This is a genomic window from Kribbella hippodromi (assembly GCF_039531045.1).
Taxonomy (GTDB): Bacteria; Actinomycetota; Actinomycetes; order Propionibacteriales; family Kribbellaceae; genus Kribbella; species Kribbella hippodromi.
The window spans coordinates 52,099-77,684 of record NZ_BAAAPH010000011.1 but is presented as its reverse complement, the minus strand read 5'-3'; the positions used below and the strand labels follow the sequence as shown (position 1 = coordinate 77,684).

Genomic DNA, 25,586 nt, shown 5'->3' with positions numbered 1-25,586 from the left:
GCCATGGCATCCACCATCACCTCACCGGCCCCGGGCGACGACCGCGTCTCCGCCCGTTCCATCGGCGCGCGGCTGCTCAGCCGGCCCGAGATCGGGTCGCTCGTCGGCGCGGCAGTCATCCTGGTGTTCTTCCTGATCACGGCGCCGCCGTTCCGGGACGTCAACAACACCGGCACGATCCTGTACCAGGCCGCCCTGATCGGTGTGATGGCGGTGCCGGTGTCGCTGCTGATGATCGGTGGCGAGTTCGATCTGTCGGCCGGTGTCGCGGTCACGACCTCCGGCCTGACCGCAGGCATCTTCGCGTACCAGTTCAGCCTGAACGTCTGGGTGGGTGTGCTGGTGGCGCTCGTCCTGTCGCTGGCGATCGGCGCGTTCAACGGCTGGCTGCTGATGCGGACCGGGCTGCCCAGCTTCCTGGTGTCGCTGGGCACCTTCTTCATCCTGCAGGGCCTGAACATCGCCGTCACCCGGCTCACCTCCGGCGCCGTCGCGTCGAACTCGATCAGTGACATGGACGGGTTCGGCGCGGCGCACGCGGTGTTCGCCTCGGAGTTCAAGCTCGGCGGCGTGACGATCAAGATCATCATCGTCTGGTGGATCGCGTTCGTCGCGATCGCCGCCTGGGTGCTGCTGAAGACCCAGATCGGCAACTGGATCTTCGCCGTCGGTGGGGACGCGGCGGCGGCGCGGGCGGTCGGCGTACCGGTGAAGAAGGTGAAGATCGGGCTGTTCATGGCAGTCGGGTTCTTCGCGTGGTTCACCGGCATGCAGCTGCTGTTCGTACAGAACGGAGTCGTGCAGTCCGGTGAGGGTGTCGGCAAGGAGTTCCTGTTCATCATCGCGGCGGTCGTCGGCGGCTGCCTGCTCACCGGCGGGTACGGATCGGTGGTCGGCGCCGCCGTCGGTGCACTGATCTTCGGGATGGTGCAGCTCGGCGTCGTGTACGCGGGCTGGAACCCGGACTGGTTCAAGGCGTTCCTCGGCGCAATGTTGCTACTGGCAACGATCGTCAATCTGGTCGTGAAGAACAAGGCGGAGGCGCGATGACCACCACGGAGTCCTTCGCGGACGAGGCGGCGACCGCCCCGAACACACCGATCGTGCTGCTCGAGGACGTCGGCAAGAGCTACGGCAACATCGCCGCACTCCGCGGGGTGTCGCTGGCGGTGCGGCAGGGTGAGATCACCTGTGTGCTGGGCGACAACGGCGCGGGCAAGTCGACGCTGATCAAGATCATCGCCGGGCTGCACGACTACACCTCCGGCCGGATGTCGGTGAACGGTCAGGAGCGGCACTTCTCGTCGCCGCGGGAGTCGCTGGACAGCGGGATCGCGACCGTCTACCAGGACCTCGCGCTGGCGCCGCTGATGTCGGTCTGGCGGAACTTCTTCCTCGGCAACGAGATCACCAAGCGGCCGTTCGGGCTGCTGGACTCGGTGGCGATGAAGCGGATCGCGCAGGAGGAGCTGACCAAGATGGGGATCTCGATCCCCGACCTGGAGCAGCCGGTCGGGAAGCTGTCCGGCGGCCAGCGGCAGTGCGTGGCGATCGCGCGGGCGATCCACTTCGGGGCGAAGGTGCTGATCCTCGACGAGCCGACCGCGGCGCTCGGGGTGAACCAGTCGGGCGTGGTGCTGAAGTACGTGGTGAAGGCGCGGGACGCCGGGATCGGGGTCGTATTCATCACCCACAACCCGCACCACGCGTACTTGGTCGGCAATCACTTCGTGGTGCTGAAGCTCGGCCGGGTCACGCTGGACACGCACCGTTCGGAGATCACGCTCGAACAGCTGACGACGGAGATGGCCGGCGGGTCCGAGCTGGAGGCGCTCAGCCACGAGCTCCGCGGCGCGAACCCGGATGATCAGGAGGAGGGGACGGCGGGGAATGAGTGAGTTGCGGGTGGGGATTGTCGGGGTCGGGGTGATGGGCGCCGACCATGCGGAGCGGGTGGCGCGGAAGACCTCCGGCGCCCGGCTGGTCGCGGTGTCGGACCCGGACGGGGAGCGCGCCGAGAGAGTCGCGGCCCGGCTCGGGGCGCGGGCGATCGGCGATCCGCTGGAGCTGATCGCGGCTGCCGATGTGGACGCGGTGATTCTGGCCTCGCCGGGGTTCGTGCACGCGGAGCAGCTGTTCGCCTGCCTCGAACACGGCAAGCCGGTGCTCTGCGAAAAGCCGCTGACGATGGACGCCGAGTCCGCGTTGCGGGTGGTGGAGGCGGAGCACAAGCTCGGCCGGCAGCTGATCCAGGTCGGGTTCATGCGCCGGTTCGACCCGGAGTACGCCGCCCTGAAACGGCTGCTCGACTCGGGAGAGCTCGGGCGTACGCTCGTGTTGCACAACGTGCACCGGAACAAGACCGTACCGGCGACGTTCCGCAGCGAGATGATCGTGCGGGATTCGATGGTGCACGAGGTGGATGTCGCCCGGTGGTTGTTCGACGACGAGATCACCCGCATCACGGTGCGTACGCCGAAACCGACCGGTCTGGTCGGCGAGGGCGTACTCGATCCGCAACTGGCCTTGTTCGAGCTGGCGGGTGGCGCGATGGCCGATGTGGAGGTGTTCGTGAACTTCCAGGTCGGGTACGAGGTGCGCTGTGAGGCGGTCGCGGAGCGGGGCAGCGCGACGATCGGTCTCGGGACCGGGGTGGTGACGCGCGCCGGCGCGACCTGCGGTACGGCGATCCCGGCGGACTTCCGGGTGCGGTTCGAGCAGGCGTACGACATCGAGGTGCAGCGTTGGGTCGACGCGACCGTACGCGGCGAGCTGGACGGGCCGACGGCCTGGGACGGGTACGCGGCGGCGGCCGTGTGCGAGGCCGGCCTGGAGTCGCTCGCGACCGGTCAGCCGGTCGAGGTCGCCCTCGCGGACCGCAGCGCCATCCTCGGATGAACACCGTCTTGGATGAACATCAATGAAGAGAACCCGGCAGTGAGGAAACATCGTGAGTACTGAGATCAAGCGGATCACCCACCTCGTCGGTGGGAGTGTGTGGACCGGCGTCGCCGAGCGGACCAGCAAGGTCTACAACCCGGCGACCGGGCAGGTCACCGGTGAGCTGGATCTGGCCTCGGCAGCGACCGTCGACGAGGTCGTGAAGGTCGCTCACGAGGCGTCCAAGGCGTGGGGCCAGATGTCGCTCACCAAGCGCACCCAGGTCCTGTTCGCCTACCGCGAGCTGGTGAACCGCGACAAGGAGCGGATCGCCGCGCTGATCACCGCCGAGCACGGCAAGGTACTGTCCGACGCGCTCGGCGAGGTGACCCGCGGCCTCGAGGTGATCGAGTTCGCCTGCGGCATCCCGCACCTGCTCAAGGGTGGGTTCAGCGAGGGCGTCTCGACCAAGGTCGACGTGTACTCGATCCGGCAGCCGCTCGGGGTGAGCGCGGTGATCTCGCCGTTCAACTTCCCGGCCATGGTGCCGATGTGGTTCGTCCCGATCGCGGTTGCCTGTGGCAACAGTGTGGTGATCAAGCCGTCCGAGAAGGACCCGTCGGCGGCGAACGCGATGGCCGAGCTGTGGAAGGAGGCCGGGCTGCCGGACGGTGTGGTGAACGTCGTGCACGGCGACAAGGAGTCGGTGGACCGGCTGCTCGAGCATCCGGACGTGAAGTCGGTGTCGTTCGTCGGCTCGACGCCGATCGCGAAGTACGTGTACGAGACCGCGACCCGCAACGGCAAGCGGGTGCAGGCGCTCGGCGGCGCGAAGAACCACATGATCGTGCTGCCGGACGCGGACCTCGACCTGGCCGCCGACGCGGCGGTGAACGCCGGCTTCGGCTCGGCCGGCGAGCGCTGCATGGCGATCTCGGCGCTGGTCGCGGTCGAGCCGATCGCGGACGAGCTGATCGGCAAGATCAAGGAGCGGATGGGCCGGCTGAAGACCGGCGACGGCACCCGCGGCTGCGACATGGGCCCGCTGGTCACCGGCCCGCACCGGGACAAGGTCGCCGGGTACGTAGCGGCCGGTGTGGAAGCCGGCGCGGACCTGGTCGTCGACGGGCGCGAGGGCGACTTCGACGGCGGTGACGACGGCTTCTGGCTCGGCCCGACCCTGTTCGACAAGGTCACCCCGGAGATGTCGATCTACACCGACGAGATCTTCGGCCCGGTGCTCTCGGTGCTGCGGACCTCCTCGTACGACGCCGCGCTCGAGCTGGTGAACTCGAACCCGTACGGCAACGGCACGGCGATCTTCACCAACGACGGCGGCGCGGCCCGGCGCTTCCAGAACGAGGTGGAGGTCGGCATGGTCGGGATCAACGTCCCGATCCCGGTGCCGATGGCGTACTACTCGTTCGGCGGCTGGAAGAACTCGCTCTTCGGCGACACGCACGCGCACGGCACCGAAGGCGTGCACTTCTTCACCCGCGGCAAGGTGGTCACGTCCCGCTGGCTCGACCCGTCGCACGGCGGCCTGAACCTGGGCTTCCCGACCCACGACTGAACAAAGCAGAGGCGGCCGGGATGCACACCCGGCCGCCCCTGCCAAGAATCAGATAACCGACACCGGCCGCGGAGTCATGCCTGCGGCCGTGTAGCACGCGTCAATCAGCTCCATCGTCGCCAGCGCGTCATCAGCATCAGTGAGTACGGGCGCGCCGTTCCGCACCGCCCCGGCAAACGCCTCCAGCTGGTACGTGTACGACGTCCTGGTGCCGAGATGCTCCACCCAGGTGTCTTCCTTCGTCGTCACGATCACCCGGTCGTCGTTCTGCGGCAGTACGTAGAACGGTGCGAACGCCTCGCCCCGGCTGCCGATCACCTTCAGGCTGAACTCGACGCTCTCCGCGGCCATGCTGGTCCGCACCGCGCCGGTCGCCCCGCTCGGGAACTCCAGATCGGCGTTCAGCCACTCGTCCACACCGGGCAGCCGCTTCCGCTCGCCGGCCCGCGCACTGACCAGGGACGGCGCACCACCGGCGTACGCGGCGAACATCCGCTGCGCGTGCAGTGCGTAACAACCGACGTCCATCACCGCGCCACCGGCGAGCGGCAGCGACCAGCGCGGGTCGTCGTCGGCGGGCGGCGGCATCACCATCGTCGCCTCGACGTGCTGCAGGTCGCCGAGCTCACCCTTCGCGATCAGCTCCTGGAGCCGGCGCAGCGCCGGGTGGTACGCGTAGTGGAAGCCTTCCATGAAGACCAGGCCGGACGCCTGCACGGCGTCGCGCACCTGCCGGGCCTCGGTGGCGTTGCTGGCCGACGGTTTCTCGGTCAGCACATGCTTGCCGGCGGCAAGTGCCCGCAGGTTCCACGGGCCGTGCAGGCCGTTGGCCAGCGGGTTGTAGATCGCTTCGATCTCCGGGTCGTCGAGCAGGTCCTGGTACGTCGCGTGGACGCGTTCGACGCCGTGTTCGGCGGCGAAGGCCTCGGCCCGGCCGGTGTCACGGGCGGCGACCGCGACCAGCCGGGCGCCGGTCAGCTTGGCCGGCTCGGCGATGGCCCGGCCGGCGATCCGGGCGGCACCGAGGATGCCGATCCGCAGCGGTTCCATGCCTTCTCCTTCGATGGTCGGCCGCACGGGCGGTACGGCAGTACGGCATTGGGTTCCAAAGGCGCGTCAAGGGGTCCGAAAGGGGCGGGTTCCGCCGGTAAGGGTAGCTCCAAGCTCCGGCGGCGAACGCGCCATCCTGCCTGACGGGCAGCGGCTGCCGACACCGGCTGCCCGTGATCCGGACTCCGGTTCACCGAACGTTCACATCTTCGTCAGCCGGTGCCGGCGGCTGTCCGGGTCTGATCAAATCGGGGCCGAAGGTCGACGGCAGCCGGTCCAGGCTTCAGGATGTGCCCATGAGTACCGTCCAGATCCAGGTCGATCGGAACAGCCGTACGCCGTTGCACGTGCAGCTCGCACAGCAGCTGGAAGCGGCCATCCAGGGCGGTGAACTGCCGGTCGGGTCGCGGCTGAGCAACGAGGTCGATCTGGCCGAGGCGTACGGGCTGAGCCGGCCGACCGTACGCCAGGCGATCGCCCGCCTGGTCGACCAGGGCCTCCTGGTCCGCAAGCGCGGTGTCGGTACTCAGGTCGTCGGCAACTCCGGCCAGGTACGCCGCTCGCTCGAACTGACCAGCCTGTACGACGACCTGGTGGCAGCGCACCGCAAGCCACAGACCGACGTGCTGCGCTTCGGTATCTCACCAGCAACCAGGGAGGTCGCCGCCGCACTCCAGTGCGAGCAGGGCGATCGAGTGCTACGGCTGGAGCGGCTGCGGCGAGCAGACGACGAGCCGCTGGCGCTGATGCGCAACTGGCTGCCACCGGAGATCCTGGAGACGGATCCGTCCACCCTGGCCGACCGCGGGCTCTACCAGCTGCTGCGGGCGGAGGGAGTCCGGCTGAAGGTGGCGCATCAGACGATCTCCGCGATCCCAGCTACGCCTGAGCAGGCGCGGCTGCTCACGGAGGAGCCTGGTTCGCCGCTGCTGGCGACGACGCGGATCACGTACGACGACCACGGTCAGCCGGTCGAGTACGGCTCCCACCTGTACCGCGCCAGCCGCTACTCGTTCGAGCACACCCTCGTACACCGCTGATTGCAGAAACCTGCAGCCTTCTGGACCGCTCTGTCATCTGACAGATACGGTGAGTAATCAATTGGTTATCCACAGGTCGGCGGAAGCAGGTAGCGCCAGGTGCTCCACGGTTGACAGGATGGTCGCGCACGGTGACCGCATGATCGCCGGCCGGCACGGACGTGGGGGGATCGATGACGACGGACAGACTCGACGTGCACCAGTCGGGCTGGGACGGTGCCATCGAGCTGATCGACGCCCAGGTGCGGGACGTGGTGCGCCGCGAAGGCATTGACCCGCTCCGTGACCCCGGCGCGGTGAACACGATTGTCGCGACGGTCGTCCGGGAGTACGACGAGCGCAGCCTGGCCGGGGTGGTGCCGCCGATCGGCGATCTGGCCGCGATCAGCCGTGAGGTCCACGACCGGGTGGCCGGCTTCGGGCCGTTGCAGCGCTACCTGGACGATCCCGGCGTCGAGGAGATCTGGATCAACGAGCCGAGCCGCGTCTTCATCGCCCGCGAGGGCAGGCACGAGCTGACCACGACTGTGCTGACCGAGGAAGAGGTCAGCGACCTGGTCGAGCGGATGCTGAAGACCACCGGCCGCCGGGTCGACGTTTCGCAGCCGTTCACGGACGCGCGCCTGCCGGACGGGAGCCGCGTACACATCGTGCTCGGCGGCATCACCCACCGCTACGCAGCAATCAACATCAGGAAATTCACGGTCCGCGCGACTCGGCTGAGTGACATGGTGCAGCTCGGATCACTGACGCCGCACGCGGCCGCGGTGCTGGAGGCATCCGTTGCCGTCGGCCTCAATGTGCTGGTTTCCGGCGGCACGCAGGCCGGCAAGACCACGATGCTGAACGCGCTGGCCGGGTCGATCCCGGGCAGCGAGCGGGTGATCAGCTGTGAAGAGGTTTTCGAGATCAAGCTGCCGATCCCTGACTGGGTGTCGATGCAGACCCGCCAGGCCGGGCTCGAGGGCACCGGCGAGGTCCGGCTGCGCGATCTGGTCAAGGAATCGCTGCGGATGCGGCCGTCCCGGGTGATCGTCGGCGAGGTTCGCGGTGAGGAGTGCCTTGATCTGCTGCTCGCTTTGAACAGTGGTCTTCCTGGCATGTGCACGATTCATGCGAACTCGGCCCGTGAAGCGCTGACCAAGATGTGTACGTTGCCGTTGCTGGCCGGCGAAAACATCGGCTCGCGGTTCGTGCTGCCAACAGTTGCGGGCTGCGTCGACATCGTCGTACACCTCGGCATCGCCGCCGACGGGCATCGGCGGGTGCGGGAGATCGTTGCCGTCACCGGGCGGGTGGAGGAGCAGGCGATCGAGACCGAGACGCTGTTCGCGACCCACGATGGGTACCTGCGTCGCGCCGAGGGGCATTTGCCGCATCCGGAGCGTTTCCAGCAAGCCGGGTACAACGTGTCCGGTCTGCTGACCGAGCTGCCGCGCGGGGTGGCGTGATGGGGATAGTGCTCGGGCTGCTCTTCGGTGTCGGTCTGCTGCTGATCATCGCGGCGTTCGTGGCGCCGTCCGAGGCCGAAGCCGGTGCGGATGGCTGGCTGCGTGGCAAGAGCCGGGCGCTGCTGGCCAGCGCGGGGATCGAAGGGCTCACGCCGGGTGCATTCATTGGTGCCTGCATCATCACCGGGCTTGCCGGGTTTCTGCTGATGTTCTTGGTGTCTGGCGCGTTGCCGGTCGGCGTGGTGTTCGGGCTGATGGCCGGTTGGGCGCCGATCGCGCTGGTACGAAGCCGTGCGCGCCGTCGGCTGGCCGAGTTCCGCGAGCTGTGGCCGGACGTGGTGGACAACGTCGCATCCGCCGTACGCGCGGGGTTGTCGTTGTCCGAAGCGCTGGCCCAGGTTGGTGAGCGCGGGCCGTTGCAGTTGCGCGAGCCGTTCCGGCGGTTCGGCGCGGACTATGCGTCGACCGGACGGTTCGCCGAATCGCTGGATCGGTTGAAGGCACGACTGGCTGATCCGGTTGGCGATCGGGTCGTCGAGGCGTTGCGGATCGCGCGTGAGGTCGGCGGTGGTGATCTCGGGCGGCTGCTGCGCTCGCTGTCCACGTTCCTGCGCGACGAAGCACGGACCAGATCCGAGCTGGAATCACGGCAGTCCTGGTCGGTGAACGGGGCGCGGGTCGCGGTCGCGGCGCCGTGGCTCGTACTCGCGATGTTGTCCTTCCAAGGCGATGTGATCAAGCGGTACAACTCGCCGGGCGGAGCAGTTGTCATCGGTGTCGGCGCGTTCGTCTGCATAGTCGCGTACCGGTTGATGCTCCGGATCGGCCGGCTGCCCGCGCCGGAGCGGGTGTTGCGATGAACCCGATGGTGCTGGGCGGTCTTCTCGGCGCACTGCTCGGCGCCGGGGCGCTGCTTGTCGTACTGCGCTTGCCTTTTCTGCGTAAACCGACGGTGGACGAGCGCGTCTCGCCGTACTTGCGGGATCTCGGCGCGGCGGATGTGTTCGTCGACGTGGTCGACTCGCGGTCGCCGTTCTACGCGATCCTGCGGTTGTTCGGTCCGTCGTTGCGGTCGGCGGCGCGGCGGCTGGAGCGGATTCTCGGCGGCGCGGGCACGATTCGGCGGCGGATGCAGCGCGCCGGGCTGGAGCGGACCGTCGAGGAGTTCCGGATCGAGCAGTTGCTGTGGGGGACGCTCGCGTTCGGTGCCGGGCTGGTGATCTCGATCATCGCGTTCGCCTTCGGACGTGGGAATCCGGTCGGCATGCTGGTGTTCTGCGCGATTGTCGGCATCCTCGGAGTGCTTGCCCGCGACACCTATCTCACCGCGCAGGTACGGCGGCGTGAGCGTCGGCTGCTCGCGGAGTTGCCGACGGTTGCGGACTTGCTGGCGCTGTCGGTCGCCGCCGGTGAAGGACCCGCCGCCGCGCTCGACCGGGTGTCGCGGTCCTGCCAGGGCGAGCTGGCCGACGAACTGAAACGTGTCCTGGCGGAGACCAGGGCGGGGGAGACACTGGTCCGCGCGCTCGACGCACTCGCGGACCGAACGGGGTTGCTGGCGTTGTCCCGCTTCGCGGACGGGCTGGCAGTAGCGCTCGAGCGCGGTACCCCACTGGCCGACGTCCTGCGAGCGCAGGCCGGCGACATCCGTGAGGCAGGGCGGCGCGAGCTGATCGAGTCCGGCGCGCGCCGCGAGGTAGCCATGATGGTCCCGGTGATCTTCCTGATCCTGCCGGTGACGATCGCGTTCGCCTTCTACCCGGGCGCTGTCGGATTCCGGATGATCGCCGGATGAATCGAGGAGAGATCATGTCCCTACACCTGACGAGATTGCTCGTGGCGAGGCTGGCCGGTTTGGCGAGCTCACGCCCGGCGCGGACGGAACGCGGTGACGTACCCGGCTGGGTGCTGATCACCGTGATGACGGCCGGCCTGGTAATCGCAATCTGGACCCTCGCCGGCCCCCAGCTAACCCGCATGCTCCAGGACGCCCTGGACTCCGTCGCCAACAAGTAATGCAACCCCGCATCAACCGGAACCACAGCACCTCGCACCACCCCCACACCAAGTGGAACGTCCACGGTGAGCGGGGCGTGCGCAGTGTGGGGGACGTGCGCGCCGAGAGCGACGTCCGCGGTGAGTGCGCCGAGTGCGGCGTCCGCGCCGAGGAGGACGTCCGCGCTGAGCCGGGCGTTCGCGCCGAGCGTGACGTTCGCGATGAGTGGGAGATGCGCGGCGTGGGCGATGAGTGCGGCGTGCGGAACGTCCGCGGTATGCGGGACGTGCGCGCTGAGCGTGACGTCCGCGCCGAGCCGGGCGTGCGCGCCGAGCGTGATGTCCGCGCTGAGTGCTGCGTACATGCTGAGCGTGGCGTTGGCGTTGAGCATGGTGTTCGCGCTGAGCGGGGCGTGCGCGCCGAGCGTGGCGTTCGCGGTGAGTGCGGCGTGCGGGGTGAGCGGGGGGCGGCGGTGGTTGACTTCGTGCTGGTGGGGATGCTTGTGGTGCCGTTGTTCCTCGGGATTCTTCAGGTCGGCCTGTTCCTGTACATCCGGAACACGGTGACCGCCGCCGCCTCGGAAGGTGCGGCGTACGCGGCCGTGCTGAACCGTGCACCGGCCGACGGTGAGTTGCGTACGCGTGAGCTGATCCGCGGGGTGGTGCGTGATCAGCTGATCGACTCCGTGTCGGCGGAGGAGACCGACCTCGACGGTCAGCCCGTCGTCGAGGTCTCGGTCCGCGCGCACATCCCGCCGCTCGGCCTGTGGGGCCCGGGCATCTCGTTCAGCGTCGAAGGCCACGCGGTGAAGGAGACCGGCGAATGAGCCGCCGTCGGGGTGAGCGGGGGAGTGCGGTGGTTGAGTTTTCCTGGCTGGCGATTTTGTTGATGGTTCCGTTGGTGTACGTGATGCTCGGGGTGTTCGACGTTCAGCGTGCGTCGTACGGGGCGACTGCCGCGACGCGTGCTGCCGGGCGGGCGTTCGTGATTGTGCCGGATGGGTTGTCGGAGGACGAGGCGCGAGCGCGCGCGTACGAGGCCGCCCGGATCGCGATGCGAGACCAGGGTATGGAGCTGAATCCCGGCGACCTGAGGATCAGCTGCGACCCCGCCTGCTTGCATCCCGGCTCCACAGTCACGGTCGCACTGGACGCCAAGGTCCGGCTACCGCTCATCCCGGACGCCCTGGGCGGCGAGCCACCCGCGGTACACATCACCGCCCAACACACCGAGCCCTACGGCACCTACCGCGAAGCCAAGGGCACCGGATGAAGCAGCCCACCCGCCGCCGCTCAGACCGCGACCCGAGCCCACCCAACTACCCGCGCCTTGCCCGCTCGCGCCCTGCATACCGGCGCCCCTCCCACCCGCGACTCGCTCGTCTGCGGGATGAGGCTGGTCAGATGAGTGTGCTGATCGTTGGGTTTAGCGCCGTGATCCTGTTGATGATCGTCGTGGTCACTGATATCTCCAAGGTCTTTCTGGTTCGCCGCGGCCTCGACGCCACCGCCGACGGTGCCGTGCTCGCAGCCGCCAACGGTTTGGCTACAGTCACCGCGCACACCGCCGGCGACGAGGCCACCATCGACCCCGAGCAGGCCGCCCGCCTGACCGCCGACTACCTGAACCAAACCGCCGCCACCACCAAGTTCGGCAACCTCACCTGGTCAGTGGACGTAGAAGGCACCACCGTCAAAGTCCGCCTCACCTCCACCGTCAACCTCCCCTTCGAACCGCCCGGCTGGCCCGGCGCCTCCGACATCGCCTCCGAAGCCGCCGCCACCGTCCCAATCCGCTGACCCGTACGGCCCAGGCCCAGGCTGTTAGCCGAAGAGGCCTGGGTTGTCGGTCAGCCAGGTGGTGAAGGGGCGGGGGGTGTGCGTGGTGAGGAGTTCGACGTTGGGTTCGATGGGTTGGGGGTTGCCTACCCGGGAGGACCAGTAGGCGAGGAGGGTTTCGCGTTGGCCTTCGTCGGGCATCGGCATTTCGGCGCGGGCCTGGTCGGGGGTGAGGTCGACGGCCTCGATGGGTACGCCGGTGATCTTGGTGACCAGGGCGATCTGATGCCGCCGCGTCATGGACTCCGGGCCGGTCAGCGGGTAGCCGCGGCCGTCGTGGGTGGTGCCGGGGCCGTCGAGGAGGATTCGGATCGCGGCGTCGGCGATGTCCTGTTCGTGGATCGGGGCTTCCTCGGCGTCCAAGTACGGGAGCCGGATCTGGCCGGTGGCGCGGACCTGGTACGCCCAGTACTTGGCGTTGCTCATGAAGGCGCCGGGCTGGAGTCGCGTGGTGGCGTACGCGCCTGAGGTGATGACCTGCTCGGTCTTCGCGTGGGGATCGTCCGGACCGCCGAGCGATGACAGCGACGAGAGCAGTACTACCTGCTTCACGCCCGCGGCATCGGCGGCTGCGACGAAGGCGGCTGCGGAGGACGGGTCCGAGTACAGGAAGACCTGGCTGATGCCCTCCAGAGCGGCCGCGGGGTCAGCGGGGTCGTACGCGACCGCCGAAGGCAGCGCGGACGGCTCGCGGCTGGCGACCCGGACGTCCTGCCCGGCGTCGATCAGGCCGGCGGTGACGGCGCGGGCGATGGCGCCGCGGCCGCCGGTGACGAGAACAGTCATTGGATGTGCTCCAAAAGTGTAGTGACTACAACAATGGAATCAGTAAAGCAGATGCCCTACCCTCGGTGCAATGGAGCTCGGGCGGCGGGAACGGAAGAAGCAGCAGACGCGGCAGGCCATCTCGGCGGTGGCGACCACGCTGTTCCTCGAGCGCGGGTTCGACGCGGTCACGGTCGCTGAGGTGGCGCGGGCGGCGGATGTCGCCGTGCAGACGGTGTTCAACCACTTCCCGGCCAAAGAGGACCTGTTCTTCGACGAGTCGGAGTGGTGGCAGGGGCCGGCCCGGGCGATCCGGGCGGCGCCGACGGATGCGGACCCGGTCGACGTGCTGGAGGCGACATATCTGGCTGAGACCCGGGATCGTGTCGAGGTCGGGCATCTCGCGACCTGGAAGCAGTTCATGCGCACGATCGACAACAGCCCGGCGTTGCTGGCCCGGCGCCGACTGGTCGCCGCCGAGCTGGAGACCTCGCTGACCGCGGCCCTCGACGAGCGTGACCCGGATCAGCTGCGCAACAGGCTGATCGCGGCCTTGTACGCCGCCGCGCAGAAGGTGCTTGAGGAGCGGCTGATGCAGGTTCTGCCCGACGATGCGGGGCCGGAACAGCTCGTGTCGGCGCAGGCGGAGCTGGAGCGGGCCGTACGCCAGGTCTTTGCCGTTCTTCGTCGCGGACTCGGCTGAGCTAAGCTGCTTAGTTGTGGCTGGACTGGATTTTGACGCGGAGCTGAAACAGCTCGACGCGACGATGACCTCGATCGAGAAGGTGCTCGATCTTCCTGCGTTGCGCAAGGAGATCGACGAGCTCGGCGAGCAGGTCGCTGCGCCCGACCTCTGGGACGACCAGGCGAACGCGCAGAAGGTGACGTCGCGGCTGTCCAGTCTGCAAGCCGACGTGGAGCGGGTGACCCGGCTGCGCGGCCGGCTCGACGACCTGGGCGTGCTGGTCGAGCTGGGCCGCGAGGAGAACGACGCGGACAGCATGGCCGAGGCGGAGAAGGAGATCGGCTCGCTCGCGAAGGCGATCCAGTCGCTCGAGGTCCGGACCCTGCTGTCCGGTGAGTACGACGAGCGCGAGGCGCTGGTGACGATCCGCTCCGGCGCGGGTGGTGTCGACGCCGCGGACTTCGCCGAGATGCTGCAGCGGATGTACCTGCGGTACTCCGAGCGGCACGGCTACCCGACCGAGGTGTACGACACGTCGTACGCCGAGGAGGCCGGGATCAAGTCGACCACCTTCGCGGTCAAGGCGCCGTACGCGTACGGCACGCTGAGTGTCGAGTCGGGTACGCATCGCCTGGTGCGGATCTCGCCCTTCGACAACCAGGGCCGCCGGCAGACGTCGTTCGCGGCGGTCGAGGTGGTTCCGGTGCTGGAGCAGACCGACGAGATCGACGTACCCGAGGAAGAGCTGCGGATCGACGTGTACCGCTCGTCCGGCCCGGGTGGTCAGAGCGTCAACACGACTGACTCCGCGGTCCGGATCACGCACCTCCCGACCGGCACCGTGGTCTCCTGCCAGAACGAGAAGTCGCAGCTGCAGAACAAGGCAAGCGCGATGGTGATCCTGAAGGCGAAGCTGCTCGCGCTGAAGAAGGCCGAGGAGCGGGCCCAGCTGGACGCGCTGCGCGGTGACGTGGCCGGCTCGTGGGGCGACCAGATGCGCTCGTACGTCCTGCACCCGTACCAGATGGTCAAGGACCTGCGGACGCAGTACGAGTCGGGCAACACGTCAGGTGTCTTCGACGGTGAGATCGACGACTTCATCGAGGCCGGCATCCGCTGGCGCCGGACCGGCCAGACGGTTGCCGAGCAGAACTGACCCCCGGAGCGAGACCGATCCCCGCGGCAGGCTCAGCGCCGACTGCGGTAACTGCTTCGGCCTCTGCTGCGTAGCGCTGACGTTCGCGAAGTCGGCGGACTTCGCGCTGGACAAACCGGCCGGCGAGCCGTGCCCGAACCTGAGCACGGACTTCCGCTGCACGATCCACGCGAACCTGCGCACCAAGGGTTTCCAGGGCTGTACGGTGTACGACTGCTTCGGCGCCGGCCAGGAGCTTTCCCGCCGAGCTGGTACGAGTTGGCGCGATCAGCCGGGACAGGCGATGTTCGCCGCGCTGCCGATCCTCCGCCAGCTACACGAACTGCTCTGGTACCTCACTGAAGCCCTTGTGTACGACGCGAAGGCGCAACCCGCGATCGACCGAGTCGAAGCAGTGAGCCGCACGGCGGATCTCAGCACTGTCGACGTGGCCGCCGAACGCGCTGCCGTCAACGAGCTACTGCTGACCATCAGCAAGAAGGTCCGCGGCAACCAGCCCAAAAAGAAGGAACGCCGCGGCGCCGACCTGATCGGAGCCCGGCTCCGCGGCGCCGACCTGTCCAAGGCGAACCTCCGCGGCGCGTACCTGATCGCCGCCGACCTCCGCGAAGCCAACCTTCGCCAGGCCGACCTGATCGGCGCCGACCTCCGCGACGCCGACCTCCGCCAAGCCGACCTGACCGGGGCCCTGTTCCTCACCCAGTCTCAGGTCAACGCTGCCCGCGGCGACCAATCCACCAAGCTCCCGGCAACACTGACTCGCCCGTCACACTGGTAGCCGGCGGGAGCGGAGCTGGTGGGTGATGGGCGTCATCAGCAGGGAGATGGCGGTGATAGTCAGGGCAACCGCTGCCAGGGCCTTGCCTTGGCCCCAGGACGAACCAGCCAGGGACAGGTAGGCCGTACCAACGGTTGCGGCTCCCAGCGCCAGGCAGGTCTGCTGGCTGGTCAACAGGATGCCGCTGCCTAGACCTGCTTGCGCCGGTGGGACCTGGCTGAGTACTACGCCGATCAGCGGGACCATCACCAAACCAGCACCAAAGCCGGCGATCAGCATGGGGATGGCCAGGCGCCAAGGGTCTACGTGCGGCCACAAGGTCAGTGCCACGACGGCTAGGAGAGCGTAGCCGACCGCCTGGATGATCCAGCCGCGCAAGATCAGCCCAGCGCCGTACCGGACCTGCAGTCTTGGTCCGTAGACCGAGGTGATCAGGAAGCCGACTGCCATCGGTAGCAGGCTCAGACCGCCTTCCAGCGGGGACATGTGCGCTTCGCCTTGGGTCGCGAGGGCGAACACGAACATGAAGCCGCCGAACGTGGTGAAGAACGCTACGGCCAGCAGTAGGCCGATCCGCATCGCGCGCAACCGCAGTACGGTCGGTGGGATCAGTGGGTCCCCGCCGGTCCGCTCTGACCGGTGCTGGTGCAGTCCGAGCGCAGCAACGGCTGGGACGGTCGCAGCGAGGCAGATCCACGTCCACAGCGGCCAGCCGAGCGGACGGCCTTCCGTGAGCGGCAGGAGCAGCAGTACCAACGCCAGTGCGAGCAGGGCGGCGCCAACCAGGTCCACTCGCTGTGCACGGTCTGCCTTGGTCTCAGGCAGCAACCGGTACGCCGCAGCGATCGCCAGCACGCCGATCGGGACATTGACCAGGAACACGGCCCGCCAGCCGAGGTCGAAGACGTTGGCCTCTACCAGTACGCCACCGAGGATCTGACCGAGTGCCGAGGCCGCACCGCCCGCGACGCCGAACATGGCCATCGCACGGGCCCGGTGCTCGCCGGTGAGCAGTGCGGAGATGGACGCCAGCACCTGCGGAGTCATGGCTGCTGCCGTAGCACCTTGTACGACGCGAGCAGCCAGCAGTACGCCGATGGTTGGGGCGATCGCGCAGATCAGCGACATGATGGTGAAGCCGGTCAGTCCGATCAGGAACAGCCGCTTGCGGCCGAGTCCGTCGCCGAGGCGGCCACCGACGACCAGCAGAGTGGCGTTCGCGATGCCGTAGCTGCCGACGACGAGTTGCAGCTCGCCGGAGCTGGCATGCAGGTCCGAGCCGATGGCGGGCAGGGCGACGTTGATGATGAAGAAAGAGAGCATCGGCAGGAACGCGCCGAAGAGTAGCGTGGTCAGAGCGACCGGGCCGAGCGGCGGGGCCTTGACGCCCGGGCGGGCGGCTTGGAGCTGGTCTGTCATGTCCTCAGCCTGCACGCAGGAGCATCCAGGTACTAAGAGCCTGTTTATCCTGGTATTCACACCACCTGGAACCACGCTGCCGTAGTCGTCATGATGGTGACATGAGTACTGACCGGAGCGAGCAGCGACGTGAGCTGGGGGTGTTCCTGCGCAGCCGCCGGGAGCGCATCCGGCCGGACGAAGTGGGGTTCGCTCCAGGCGGTCGGCGGCGTACGCCCGGACTGCGCCGCGAGGAGGTCGCTCTACTCGCCGGAGTCGGGGTGACCTGGTACACCTGGCTAGAGCAGGGCCGGGACATCAACGTGTCGGCGCAGGTGCTCGAAGCGGTCGCTGACACGCTGCGACTCGACCGGCAGGAGCGGAACCACCTCTTCACGCTGGCCGGGCTACAGGTCGGTCCGACGCGCGGGGATTGTGGGGCGCTGCCGGCGTCCGTACAGAAGACGCTTGACGCGGTCACGCCGTACCCGGCGCTGGTGCTGAACGCCCGGTACGACATCCTCGCGTTCAACGAGGCGTACTGCCGGGTGGTGCTCGACCTGCGGAAGATCCCCGTCGAGGAGCGCAACATGCTCTGGGTGGTGTTCGTAGCGAGCGAGTGGCGGTGCACCTTCGTCGAGTCCGAGTCGATGAAGGTCCACATGGTTGCCGGGTTCCGCGCCGCGATGGCCGACCACGTCGGTGAGCCGGCCTGGCAGGACCTGGTCGAGCGGTTGCTGGCTGGTTCACCACTGTTCGCGGAGCTGTGGGAGCGGTACGAGGTGGGCGCACCGAGCACGCGGATCAAGCTGCTGGAGAGCGCGACCGCCGGCGTACTGCGGATCGAGCCCGTGAACTTGTGGCTGTCCCAGCTCGGCGAGCTGCGCGCGACCGTGTACACGCCCGCGGACGAGGAGACCGAGGCGAAGCTGCGCGTCCTTGCCGGTCCGGCTGCCGGGGCGGGTCAGCCGGACCGGTCCCCGGCCGCTGAGCTGAGCGGCCGGGGAGTCGGAGTGCCGGTCAGCTGACCGGGATGCCCGGATTGGTCAGCGCCTTGCCGCCGGTGACGGTATTGCTGCGGTCGATGGTGACCTTGCAGCTGGACGCGTTGTAGTTGGTGATGTTGAACGCGTACCGCCCGCTGCCGGTGGCGCCGGTCAGGTCGGACTTGTTGCCGCGGAACACCGTTCCGCAACCCCAGCCGGACTGCTGGGTGTGCGTCTCGTACCCGTTGTTGGTGGTGTTCTTGCCGGTGTTGTTCTCGATCACGTAATCGTTGCCCTTGACATCGACCCAGCTGTCGTCGAAGTTCGCGCCGGTGAGACCGCGACCGTCGAAGCTGTTCCCGGAGACGAGCCCGCCGGTGGTGCCCTCCTTCAGGTCCACCGCCTCGCCGCCGACGTCCGGGCCGATCGTGTTGCCGATGATCTGCACGTGGTCGGACTTGTCGGAAGTACCTCCGGCGCTGCCGACGTACACGCCTTCGCCCATTCCACGGCCGTCGTTTCCGGTGTCGTAGATCCGCGAGTTCTTGATCACGCCGTACGTGCTGCTGTTGCGGAAGTGGACGCCTTCCATGTCGAGGCCATGGACGGTCACGCCGTCGATCGTGACGTGCGTGGCGCTGTCGATCATGATGCCCTTCTGGCCGCCGGTTACGGTGATCCCGCGGACGTTCCAGTAGGACGCGCCGTTCAAATGCAGGCCGTACCCACCGCTAGCTTTCAGGACGGCACCCGCCGATCCGGTCAATGTGATCGGTGCCGAGGCCGTGCCTTTCGAGCTGGTCTTGAAGTTGCCGGTATAGGTGCCGTCGGCAAGCTTGATCGTGTCGCCGGGTTTCGCGTTGGTCAGCGCTGCCTTCAGCTCGGCCGAGGTGCTCACGTCGGTCGAGGCGGCGGCGAGGGCGCGGTTGCGCAGCTTGTCGCGAATCCACACGCCGGCCGGTTTCAGTGCTGACGTACCCGTGAAGTTGTTGCCGGCACACGTGCCCTCCTTGAAGACGGCGCCGGAGCGGAAGTCGTCGGAGAAGTTCCAGTTCGTCCAGCCGATCTGCTTGCTGGCCAGGAAGTCCAGGTACTTCTGCGACCAGGTGAAGTCGTTGCCACCGTCACCGGTGTACGTCTGGGTGCCGAACTCGGTGACGAACAACGGGATCTTCGCGGCCGCGCGGGACAGAGCGTCGAAGTACTCCTGTTTGTGCGATGCGGCGTAGAAGTGGAACGTGTACATCAGGTTCGTCGCGTTCACCGGATTGTTGACGACATCCGCCTCGGTCCGGCCGTCGGAGACCCCGAGCGAGGCCCAGCCGTGGGTGCCGACAAAGATCACGCCGTCCGGGTCCTTGGCGCGGATCACCGGCACCATCTGCTCCGCGTACGACTTGATGCCCGCCCAGCTGACGCCGTTCGGCTCGTTCGCGATGTCGTAGATGATGTTCTTCTTGTCCTTGTGCCGCTGGGCGATCTCGGTGAAGAACGTCTTCGCCAGCCGGAGGTTCTTGTTCGGGTCGCCCGGGTCGAGCTGATGCCAGTCGACCAGTGCGTACAGGCCGCGCTTGGTGGCTTCCTCGATGTACGTGTTCACCAGGTCGGTGTACCGGCGCGGGTCGGTCTCATAGCCGCCCTCCTGCACGTACATCGAGATCCGGAGGATGTCGGCCTTCCAGTCGTTGGCCAGTGCGTCGAGTGAGGCGGTCTTGAGGCAGTTGGCGTACCACTGCAGGCCGTGCGTACTCATGCCGCGGAGCTGCACCGGTTCGTTGCGCTCGTTGCAGAGCTTCGTACCGCAGACGTGCAGCTGCCCGTTGCGGCCGACCGGGGTGTCGGCGGCGGCCTGAGCGGGGGTCGTGGGGAGCAGGGTCGAGGCGGCCAGCAGGGTGCTGGCGACGAGGGTATGGAACATGTTCTTCCTCCGGGGCGTCGAGGGAGAATCATTAGGAAGGTTTCCTAATAGTTCCGGCGAACCTAGTATTCATCGCGGAGGGTTGTCAACCATTCACGCGGTGTCGCGGTCCGGCCAGGCTTCCTTCAGGGTCGCGAGCGTGACCGCGATCGCCGGCCGGCGCGAGGTGGTGGTCCGCCAGACCGCGTACAGCCGGCGGCTCGGGGCGGGCTGCAACGGGATCGCGACCACGCCGTCCGGGACCGGCCCGCGGCCGAGGCGGGGGAGCAGGCCGATACCGATCCCGCGGGCCAGCATCGCCAGCTGGGTCTGGTACTCGCCGACCGAGTGCCACACGTCGGGCTCGACGCCAGCCCGGCGCATCGTCCGGATCAGCCATTCGTAACAGATCGAGCCGGCCGGCTGGCAGATCCAGCGCTCGCCGACCAGGTCCTCCGCGCGGACGAACTCCTTGCCGGCCAACCGGTGCGACGCCGGAACCAGCACATCGGCCGGATCGACGCCGAGCTTCACCCGGGACAGGTCCTCCGGCAGGCCGAGTGGCGTGTCCTGCCAGTCGTGCACGATCGCGATGTCGATCTCACCACGGTTGACCGCGGCAACGGCTTCGAACGGATCGATCTCCGTCATCCGGACGTCGAGCCCCTGATAGTTGTCGATCAACCGCGCGAGTGCCGACGGCAACAAACCGCGCGCCGCGGTCGCGAAGGCCGCGATCCGCAGTGTCCCGATCGCCTGTCCGCGCTGCTCTTCCAGGGTCAGCTCGGCGTCCTCGACCAGCTCCAGAATCCGCGCCGCGGTCGCCGCCAACTGGGTCGCGGCGTCGGTGAGCACGATCCCCCGGCCCTGCCGATCGATCAGCGTGGTCCGCGTCTCGCGTTCCAGCTTCGCCAGCTGCTGCGACACCGCGGACGGGGTGTACCCGAGCACCTCGGCCGCGCGCTTGACCGACCCGTACTGTGCGACCGCGTGCAGGGCGCGCAACCGGCCGAGATCGATCATGTAGCACTCCTACATCCAAAGCAGTAGTAATCGGTGCTGGTCCTTAAATGTACTCCCGTCGACACTGGACCGCATGAAGCCTCGTGACCTGCTCCTCGCGCTCGCCGCCGTGACCGTCTGGGGGATCAACTTCGTCGTCATCGAGGTCGGTCTGGAGGGCGTACCGCCGTTGCTGCTGTCGGCGCTGCGGTTCTTCTTCGCGGCCGTACCGGCGCTCTTCGTGCTCGGCAAACCCCGGGTGCCGTGGCGGTACGTCGTCGGCGTCGGGCTCGCGCTCGGGGTGGCGAAGTTCGGGCTGCTCTTCATCGCGATGAGCCACGGCGTACCGGCCGGCCTGGCCTCGCTCGTCGTGCAATGCCAGGTGATCTTCACGGTGCTGTTCGCGATCCTCGTACTGCGCGAACGCCCGCGTCCGGCGCAGCTCATCGGCATCGTCATCGCCTGCCTCGGGATCGTGCTGATCGTGCTCGACCGGAAGCTGTCCGCGCCGCTCGGGGCGATCCTGCTGGTGATCGCGTCCGGCGCGTGCTGGGGCGTTTCGAACACGATCACCCGGTACGCGAAGCCGTCGGACACGCTGCGGTTCATGGTCTGGGTGAGCGCGGTTGCCGTCGTACCGTTGCTCGTCCTGTCGTTGATCACCGAAGGACCGCGCGCCGATATGGACGCGTTGCGCGGGATCGACCTGAGCGGCATCGGCGCGATCGCGTTCCTGGCCTTCGCGGCAACGCTCTTCGGCTTCGGGATCTGGGGCTATCTGCTGCGCCAGTACGACGCCAGCACCGTCGCGCCGTTCTCATTGCTTGTACCGGTCGTGGGGATGTCGGCGGCCTGGGTACTGCGCGGTGAGGCGGTCGGTCCGCAGCAGGCGATCGCGTCCGTGCTGGTGATCGGCGGGATGGCCTGCACGGTGATCCGGCGGCGAGCGGTTATTCGTACGGATTCACGGGTGCGGCAACCGGCGTGACGGTCTCCACGGTGAGCGCGGCGACGTCACCGTCGGCGCGCTTGCTCGGCTCGGCCCATTGGCCGGTGACTGTCACCCATTGGTTCTTCGGCGGCGCGGACCGGCCGCGGGCCTCGACCATGAACGCCGTACCGTCCGCGACGCAACAGGTCAGGCCGATGCGCGTCACGTACCAGACACCGTCCTTCGCCGGCGTGACGAAGCCGGTGAGCTGGAACGAACGGCCTTGCATGCTGTCCTTCTCCCACACTGCCCAGACCGCGTAGTCGCGGACGGTCAGCGGAGTCGGGGCGTACGAAGCCTCGCCCAGCCAGGAGGAATTGGGCTTTGGCTCAACTGGTTTCGCCGCGACGGGGGATTGCCGTTGGGCCGCGTCGGCGCCGAGAGCCGGCGGGTCGACGACGAGGAGTGCGAAGACCGGGATCAGCAGTAACCAGGCGGCGCGGGGGAGGCCGTGATGATGACCGGGTTCCTGTTTGCGCGTCTCCGAGAGCACATCGATCACCGCGAGCGTGATCAGCACGATCCCGGCCGCGAGCAGCATCCAGCGCATGCCGGGTTTCACGTACCGCAAGTACGTCCCCGAGATCGCGAGCTGCAGCAGCGCGGCCCCGACGAACACGATCACCAGACCGGCGACATTCCGCTTCACAGCAACCACCATCCGACCAGGAGACTCGCCAGCAGCGCGATGACAAAGGTGGCCGGCGCGAACCGTACCGCGAACTTCGGCCCGAACGTCCCGGTCTGCAACGCGATCAGCTTCACGTCCACGATCGGCCCGACCACCATGAACGCGAGCCGCGCGGTCAGCGAGAACTGGGTCAGGCTCGCCGCCACGAACGCATCCGCCTCGGAGCAGATCGCGAGCAGTACGGCGAGCAGTCCGAGGATCACCACGGACAACAACAGACTTCCGGCGACGTGATCGAGCCAGGTCCGCGGGACGACCACGTTCAGGGTGGCGGCGGCTGCGGCGCCGACGACCAGGAAGCCGCCGGCGTGCAGGAAGTCGTGGAGCATCGCGGACCGGAACGTCTCCAGCCGGCTCGCGTCGTGTTCGTGCCGGTTCTTCGGCAGCTTCAGCCACGAACTGCCCTTGCCGGTCAGCAACCACAGCCAGCCCAGCACCATCGAGACCGCGAGCGAAGTCACCGCCCTCGCAACGACGACCTTCGGCTGGCCGGGGAAGGCGACCGCAGTCGAGGCCAGCACGACCGGGTTGATCGCGGGCGCGGAGAGCAGGAAGGCGATCGCCGCGGCGGGGGTCACGCCGCGGTTCATCAAGGCGGCCGAGACCGGTACGGACGCGCATTCGCAGCCGGGGAGGACGACGCCGGACGCGCTCGCCACCGGTACCGCGAGAGCCGGGTGCTTCGGGAGCGCCTTGGCGAAGAAGGAGGCTGGTACGAACGCGGTCAGCGCGGCCGAGAGCAGTACGCCGAGCACGAGGAAGGGCATCGCCTGGACGGTCACGCCGACGAACATGGTCGCCCAGGTACGTACGCCGTCCGCGCTGAACCAGCCGGTGAAGAGCCGCCGCCCGAACAAGGCCAGGCCGACCAGCAGCACCAGGGTCGTGGTGAACGCGATCGAAGACCCGGACGAGGTCTCCTGCTTCGCCGTCGTCATGCCCGGAATGCTGGCAGAAAGTCGGTGGAAATGAAAATCAGCGTCATTGGGGGCGGGCGTGGCAGGCTGGAGGCATGGACGCCGACGTGGTGCGCGCAGTCAACGGTTTGACCTCCCGCTGGGTTCGGAGCCTGCCCGCCGGCAGCAGCGTGGTGTCGGGGCTCGGGCTCTGGCCGTTACTCGCCCTGCTGGCGACCGGCGCGGACGAACCGGGCCGCTCGGAGCTCGCCACGGCAGCCGGCGTCGACCCGACCACCGCCGCGACGGATGCGGTCCGGCTGATCGAGTCGATCGAGGCGTCCGCCGATCTGCAGGCGGCGCTCGGCGTCTGGGTGAACGAAAACCTCAAGCTGGCCGAGACGTTCGACAGCGTGATGCCCGCGCCGCTGGTCGGCCTGCTCACCGGCAACCCGACCGTGGACAAGCCGAAGCTGGACGCCTGGGCCGCCGAGCACACCGATGATCTGATCCGGGAAATGCCGCTGGAGCTCGACCAGGACATCCAGCTAGTACTGGCGTCAGCGCTCCTGCTGCGTACGACCTGGGTGCACGAGTTCACCGAGCAGATCCGCCGCGTACCCGATGGTGCATGGAAAGGCTCATGGCACTGGCTGGAACGGACCACATCGGACCTCGCGAGCATCGAACACGCGTCCGCCAATCTCACCGTCGCCACGGTCACGGGCGACGCCGATGTCGACGTACTGCTCGGAATTGGACGACCGGAGACCGCTCGGGCCGACGTACTCACCGGGCTGCTCGACGCTTTGGCCCGGCCGGGCGACGGTGTGTCCGGTGCGGCGTTGATCGAGCAAGGTGACGTAGGTGCGGAGGTCGCGCCGGGTGTGCGGATCGGGCAGACGACCAGCTCGCGACCGGAGGTGAAGTTGTCGCTGCCGTCGTTCAGTGTCGAGGTCGAGCACGATCTGCTCGAGTCGCGCGAGCTGTTCGGGCTGAACGCAGTGACGTCGAACCCGGGCGAGCGCGGGCACTTCAGCGCGCTCAGCCCGACGCCGCTGCGGCTCGGGCAGGCGAAGCAGAAGGTGCTCGCCCGGTTCTTCGCGACCGGGTTCGAGGCCGCGGCGGTGACGGCGATGGCGATGACCCGCGCCGCGATGGTGACGCGGAAGGAGCGCCGGCTCGAGGTGACGCTCGATCGGCCGTTCGCCTTCGCCGCCGTACTGCGCGAGTCGCGGTTGCCGATCGTGGCCGGCTGGATCGAGCGGCCTACCGAGGCGGGAGCGTGAACAGTCGCGTGAGCAGCGCGGACGCCTCGTCGACACCCGCCTGATCCCCGGTCAGCAGCAGGTCGAAGAGCAGTCCGCGCGACGCGGCGAGACCCAGGCGCGCGTACGCGGGCGCGGCGTCGGCCGGGATGCCGGCGCGGATGCACAAGTCGATCAACGGCGGCAGCCAGACGTTGATCAGATCGGCCTTGAGCGGCTCCGTGTACGGGAGGTCCTGCATCGCGTGGGCGCTCAACTCGAAGAACAACGGCCCGTACACGAGGGTGGATTCGCTCACCCGGCGCCAGAATCGTTCGCTCTGTTCGGCGATCGGAAGATCGGTCGCGAGTACGTCGGCGAGCAGGTCGCGTTGCTGCTGCTCGACCGTGCGGACCACTTCGGCGAGCAGGCCCTCGCGGGAGCCGAAGTGGTAGATCAGCATCCGGTGACTGGTACCGATCGACGCCGCGATACTCCGCAGACTCGCGTCCCCGATCCCGTTGCTCGCGAAGTGCTCGACCGCCTCAGCCAGCAGACTGTCCCGACTCACTTGCCTCCTTGAGCTTTTGGGTCTCGGTGGTGATGTAGCTCATCGTGAGTTTGGCGTACAACCGGCCGACCAGCCAGCTGAGTGGTCCCTCCTGGATCAGGGTGGCGGTCGCGACGGTGCCTTCCGGCGTACTGATGACTCGGTGACCGCCCGTTGTAGTCACGCCAGGAGCTTTGGAGACCCACTCGAAGTACTGCCCGTCTTCGAACTTGGTCACCTCCCAGACCGCGACCGGGAGCTTGGGCTGCCGGAGCCGGGTCTTGGCGCCGAGGTGCAGCCGGCCCGCGTCCAGCCGCTCGACGGACTCGACCGTCGGGGTCCAGTCGGGCCATCGCTCGACGTTGCTGAAGATCTCCCAGACCCGCTCGGGCGAGGCCTGGATCGTGGTGGAGTGATCGAAGCGCATGTACCAAATGGTACATCAGTGGTTCGCAAGGCTTCGGGTGGCGGGTCGGCCCGGTCGTACCCCCGGCAGGTAGGGTCTTGGGCCATGGCTGACCAGAACAACGTCGAGAACGAACAGGACCCGGGCGCGAACACCCAGATGTTCCGCGCCTTCGTCAACGAGGCCCAGACCGAGGCCAAATCCGAACCCAAACTCAACGGCCGGGTCCTCGCCGTCATCGGCGCCGCCGTCATCCTGATCGCCGTCATCGCCGCGATCGCCGTCCTCTGACCCACCGGCCCCACCCCCG

The 25,586-nt window shown here is 67.9% G+C and carries 28 protein-coding genes; 19 read left to right on the top strand and 9 right to left on the bottom strand.

What is annotated here, in order from left to right; all coding sequences use genetic code 11:
• The first annotated feature begins 3 nt into the window (after positions 1 to 3).
• From ABD260_RS18385 to ABD260_RS18370, 4 genes are read left to right on the top strand one after another with little or no spacing between them, the layout of a single operon-like run.
• Complete coding sequence (locus ABD260_RS18385) at positions 4 to 1,050, top strand: ABC transporter permease (RefSeq protein ID WP_344234811.1); 1,047 nt, start codon at positions 4 to 6, stop codon at positions 1,048 to 1,050.
• Positions 1,047 to 1,898, top strand: coding sequence for an ATP-binding cassette domain-containing protein (locus tag ABD260_RS18380; protein WP_344234810.1), 852 nt, complete (start codon positions 1,047 to 1,049; stop codon positions 1,896 to 1,898). The genes ABD260_RS18385 and ABD260_RS18380 overlap by 4 nt, the downstream gene beginning before the upstream one ends.
• Entirely contained in the window at positions 1,891 to 2,898 is a 1,008-nt protein-coding gene (locus tag ABD260_RS18375) for a Gfo/Idh/MocA family protein (RefSeq protein ID WP_344234809.1), read from the top strand. The genes ABD260_RS18380 and ABD260_RS18375 overlap by 8 nt, the downstream gene beginning before the upstream one ends.
• Positions 2,899 to 2,950: 52 nt before the next feature.
• Entirely contained in the window at positions 2,951 to 4,453 is a 1,503-nt protein-coding gene (locus ABD260_RS18370; RefSeq protein WP_344234808.1) for a CoA-acylating methylmalonate-semialdehyde dehydrogenase, read from the top strand.
• A gap of 48 nt (positions 4,454 to 4,501) precedes the next feature.
• Here ABD260_RS18370 and ABD260_RS18365 read toward each other — a convergent pair whose 3' ends face one another.
• Positions 4,502 to 5,503 carry a Gfo/Idh/MocA family protein gene (locus ABD260_RS18365; protein WP_344234807.1) on the bottom strand — a complete coding sequence of 334 codons (1,002 nt, stop codon included), beginning with the start codon at positions 5,501 to 5,503 and terminating at the stop codon, positions 4,502 to 4,504.
• 296 nt (positions 5,504 to 5,799) lie between these two features.
• Here ABD260_RS18365 and ABD260_RS18360 point away from each other — a divergent pair, with 296 nt between their 5' ends.
• The 8 genes from ABD260_RS18360 to ABD260_RS18325 all read left to right on the top strand — a co-directional run bounded on the left by ABD260_RS18360 (position 5,800) and on the right by ABD260_RS18325 (position 11,789).
• On the top strand, positions 5,800 to 6,543 hold the full coding sequence (locus tag ABD260_RS18360; RefSeq protein WP_344234806.1) for a GntR family transcriptional regulator: 744 nt from the start codon (positions 5,800 to 5,802) through the stop codon (positions 6,541 to 6,543).
• 173 nt (positions 6,544 to 6,716) lie between these two features.
• On the top strand, positions 6,717 to 7,994 hold the full coding sequence (locus tag ABD260_RS18355) for a TadA family conjugal transfer-associated ATPase (RefSeq protein WP_344234805.1): 1,278 nt from the start codon (positions 6,717 to 6,719) through the stop codon (positions 7,992 to 7,994).
• Entirely contained in the window at positions 7,994 to 8,854 is an 861-nt protein-coding gene (locus ABD260_RS18350; protein WP_344234804.1) for a type II secretion system F family protein, read from the top strand. The genes ABD260_RS18355 and ABD260_RS18350 overlap by 1 nt, the downstream gene beginning before the upstream one ends.
• Positions 8,851 to 9,789, top strand: a complete 939-nt coding sequence (locus ABD260_RS18345) for a type II secretion system F family protein (protein WP_344234803.1) — start codon at positions 8,851 to 8,853, stop codon at positions 9,787 to 9,789. The genes ABD260_RS18350 and ABD260_RS18345 overlap by 4 nt, the downstream gene beginning before the upstream one ends.
• A gap of 14 nt (positions 9,790 to 9,803) precedes the next feature.
• A complete protein-coding gene (locus ABD260_RS18340) occupies positions 9,804 to 10,010 on the top strand; it encodes a hypothetical protein (protein WP_344234802.1) in 207 nt (68 codons plus the stop codon).
• A gap of 77 nt (positions 10,011 to 10,087) precedes the next feature.
• Positions 10,088 to 10,816 carry a TadE family protein gene (locus ABD260_RS18335; protein WP_344234801.1) on the top strand — a complete coding sequence of 243 codons (729 nt, stop codon included), beginning with the start codon at positions 10,088 to 10,090 and terminating at the stop codon, positions 10,814 to 10,816.
• Complete coding sequence (locus ABD260_RS18330; RefSeq protein ID WP_344234800.1) at positions 10,813 to 11,262, top strand: hypothetical protein; 450 nt, start codon at positions 10,813 to 10,815, stop codon at positions 11,260 to 11,262. Before ABD260_RS18335 ends, ABD260_RS18330 begins: the two co-directional genes overlap by 4 nt.
• 131 nt (positions 11,263 to 11,393) lie before the next feature.
• Complete coding sequence (locus ABD260_RS18325) at positions 11,394 to 11,789, top strand: Tad domain-containing protein (protein WP_344234799.1); 396 nt, start codon at positions 11,394 to 11,396, stop codon at positions 11,787 to 11,789.
• Positions 11,790 to 11,813: 24 nt separating this feature from the next.
• On the opposite strand, the gene ABD260_RS18320 is transcribed toward ABD260_RS18325, so the two are convergent.
• A complete protein-coding gene (locus ABD260_RS18320) occupies positions 11,814 to 12,614 on the bottom strand; it encodes an SDR family oxidoreductase (RefSeq protein ID WP_344234798.1) in 801 nt (266 codons plus the stop codon).
• A 70-nt stretch (positions 12,615 to 12,684) separates the two neighbouring features.
• Between ABD260_RS18320 and ABD260_RS18315 the strand changes: the two genes are divergently transcribed.
• The 3 genes from ABD260_RS18315 to ABD260_RS18305 are packed head-to-tail and all read left to right on the top strand — an operon-like array spanning position 12,685 to position 15,212.
• Positions 12,685 to 13,296, top strand: coding sequence for a TetR/AcrR family transcriptional regulator (locus ABD260_RS18315; protein ID WP_344234797.1), 612 nt, complete (start codon positions 12,685 to 12,687; stop codon positions 13,294 to 13,296).
• A gap of 16 nt (positions 13,297 to 13,312) precedes the next feature.
• Positions 13,313 to 14,434 carry a peptide chain release factor 2 gene (gene prfB, locus ABD260_RS18310; RefSeq protein ID WP_344234796.1) on the top strand — a complete coding sequence of 374 codons (1,122 nt, stop codon included), beginning with the start codon at positions 13,313 to 13,315 and terminating at the stop codon, positions 14,432 to 14,434.
• On the top strand, positions 14,418 to 15,212 hold the full coding sequence (locus ABD260_RS18305; RefSeq protein WP_344234795.1) for a pentapeptide repeat-containing protein: 795 nt from the start codon (positions 14,418 to 14,420) through the stop codon (positions 15,210 to 15,212). The genes prfB and ABD260_RS18305 overlap by 17 nt, the downstream gene beginning before the upstream one ends.
• Here the strand turns inward: ABD260_RS18305 and ABD260_RS18300 are convergent.
• Complete coding sequence (locus ABD260_RS18300; protein WP_344234794.1) at positions 15,201 to 16,631, bottom strand: MFS transporter; 1,431 nt, start codon at positions 16,629 to 16,631, stop codon at positions 15,201 to 15,203. The two genes, ABD260_RS18305 and ABD260_RS18300, sit on opposite strands and share 12 nt — an antisense overlap.
• Positions 16,632 to 16,732: 101 nt before the next feature.
• On the opposite strand from ABD260_RS18300, the gene ABD260_RS18295 reads away from it, so the two are divergent.
• The gene (locus ABD260_RS18295) at positions 16,733 to 17,638 is read left to right on the top strand and encodes a helix-turn-helix transcriptional regulator (RefSeq protein ID WP_344234793.1); all 906 of its coding nucleotides are present in this window, start codon (positions 16,733 to 16,735) and stop codon (positions 17,636 to 17,638) included.
• On the opposite strand, the gene ABD260_RS18290 is transcribed toward ABD260_RS18295, so the two are convergent.
• Both ABD260_RS18290 and ABD260_RS18285 read right to left on the bottom strand, forming a co-directional pair.
• Positions 17,631 to 19,514, bottom strand: coding sequence for a cellulase family glycosylhydrolase (locus ABD260_RS18290; protein WP_344234792.1), 1,884 nt, complete (start codon positions 19,512 to 19,514; stop codon positions 17,631 to 17,633). The two genes, ABD260_RS18295 and ABD260_RS18290, sit on opposite strands and share 8 nt — an antisense overlap.
• Before the next feature lie 93 nt (positions 19,515 to 19,607).
• Positions 19,608 to 20,516, bottom strand: a complete 909-nt coding sequence (locus tag ABD260_RS18285; protein WP_344234791.1) for a LysR family transcriptional regulator — start codon at positions 20,514 to 20,516, stop codon at positions 19,608 to 19,610.
• A gap of 73 nt (positions 20,517 to 20,589) precedes the next feature.
• Between ABD260_RS18285 and ABD260_RS18280 the strand changes: the two genes are divergently transcribed.
• Positions 20,590 to 21,483, top strand: a complete 894-nt coding sequence (locus tag ABD260_RS18280; protein WP_344234790.1) for an EamA family transporter — start codon at positions 20,590 to 20,592, stop codon at positions 21,481 to 21,483.
• On the opposite strand, the gene ABD260_RS18275 is transcribed toward ABD260_RS18280, so the two are convergent.
• Both ABD260_RS18275 and ABD260_RS18270 read right to left on the bottom strand, forming a co-directional pair.
• Entirely contained in the window at positions 21,446 to 22,135 is a 690-nt protein-coding gene (locus tag ABD260_RS18275) for a TIGR03943 family putative permease subunit (RefSeq protein ID WP_344234789.1), read from the bottom strand. The two genes, ABD260_RS18280 and ABD260_RS18275, sit on opposite strands and share 38 nt — an antisense overlap.
• A complete protein-coding gene (locus tag ABD260_RS18270) occupies positions 22,132 to 23,115 on the bottom strand; it encodes a permease (protein WP_344234788.1) in 984 nt (327 codons plus the stop codon). The genes ABD260_RS18275 and ABD260_RS18270 overlap by 4 nt, the downstream gene beginning before the upstream one ends.
• 74 nt (positions 23,116 to 23,189) lie before the next feature.
• On the opposite strand from ABD260_RS18270, the gene ABD260_RS18265 reads away from it, so the two are divergent.
• The gene (locus ABD260_RS18265) at positions 23,190 to 24,362 is read left to right on the top strand and encodes a serpin family protein (protein WP_344234787.1); all 1,173 of its coding nucleotides are present in this window, start codon (positions 23,190 to 23,192) and stop codon (positions 24,360 to 24,362) included.
• Here ABD260_RS18265 and ABD260_RS18260 read toward each other — a convergent pair.
• On the bottom strand, positions 24,343 to 24,891 hold the full coding sequence (locus ABD260_RS18260; RefSeq protein WP_344234786.1) for a TetR/AcrR family transcriptional regulator: 549 nt from the start codon (positions 24,889 to 24,891) through the stop codon (positions 24,343 to 24,345). The two genes, ABD260_RS18265 and ABD260_RS18260, sit on opposite strands and share 20 nt — an antisense overlap.
• Positions 24,866 to 25,297 carry an SRPBCC family protein gene (locus ABD260_RS18255; RefSeq protein WP_344234785.1) on the bottom strand — a complete coding sequence of 144 codons (432 nt, stop codon included), beginning with the start codon at positions 25,295 to 25,297 and terminating at the stop codon, positions 24,866 to 24,868. The genes ABD260_RS18260 and ABD260_RS18255 overlap by 26 nt, the downstream gene beginning before the upstream one ends.
• Before the next feature lie 84 nt (positions 25,298 to 25,381).
• On the opposite strand from ABD260_RS18255, the gene ABD260_RS18250 reads away from it, so the two are divergent.
• Positions 25,382 to 25,567, top strand: a complete 186-nt coding sequence (locus ABD260_RS18250) for a hypothetical protein (RefSeq protein WP_344234784.1) — start codon at positions 25,382 to 25,384, stop codon at positions 25,565 to 25,567.
• Positions 25,568 to 25,586: the final 19 nt, after the last annotated feature.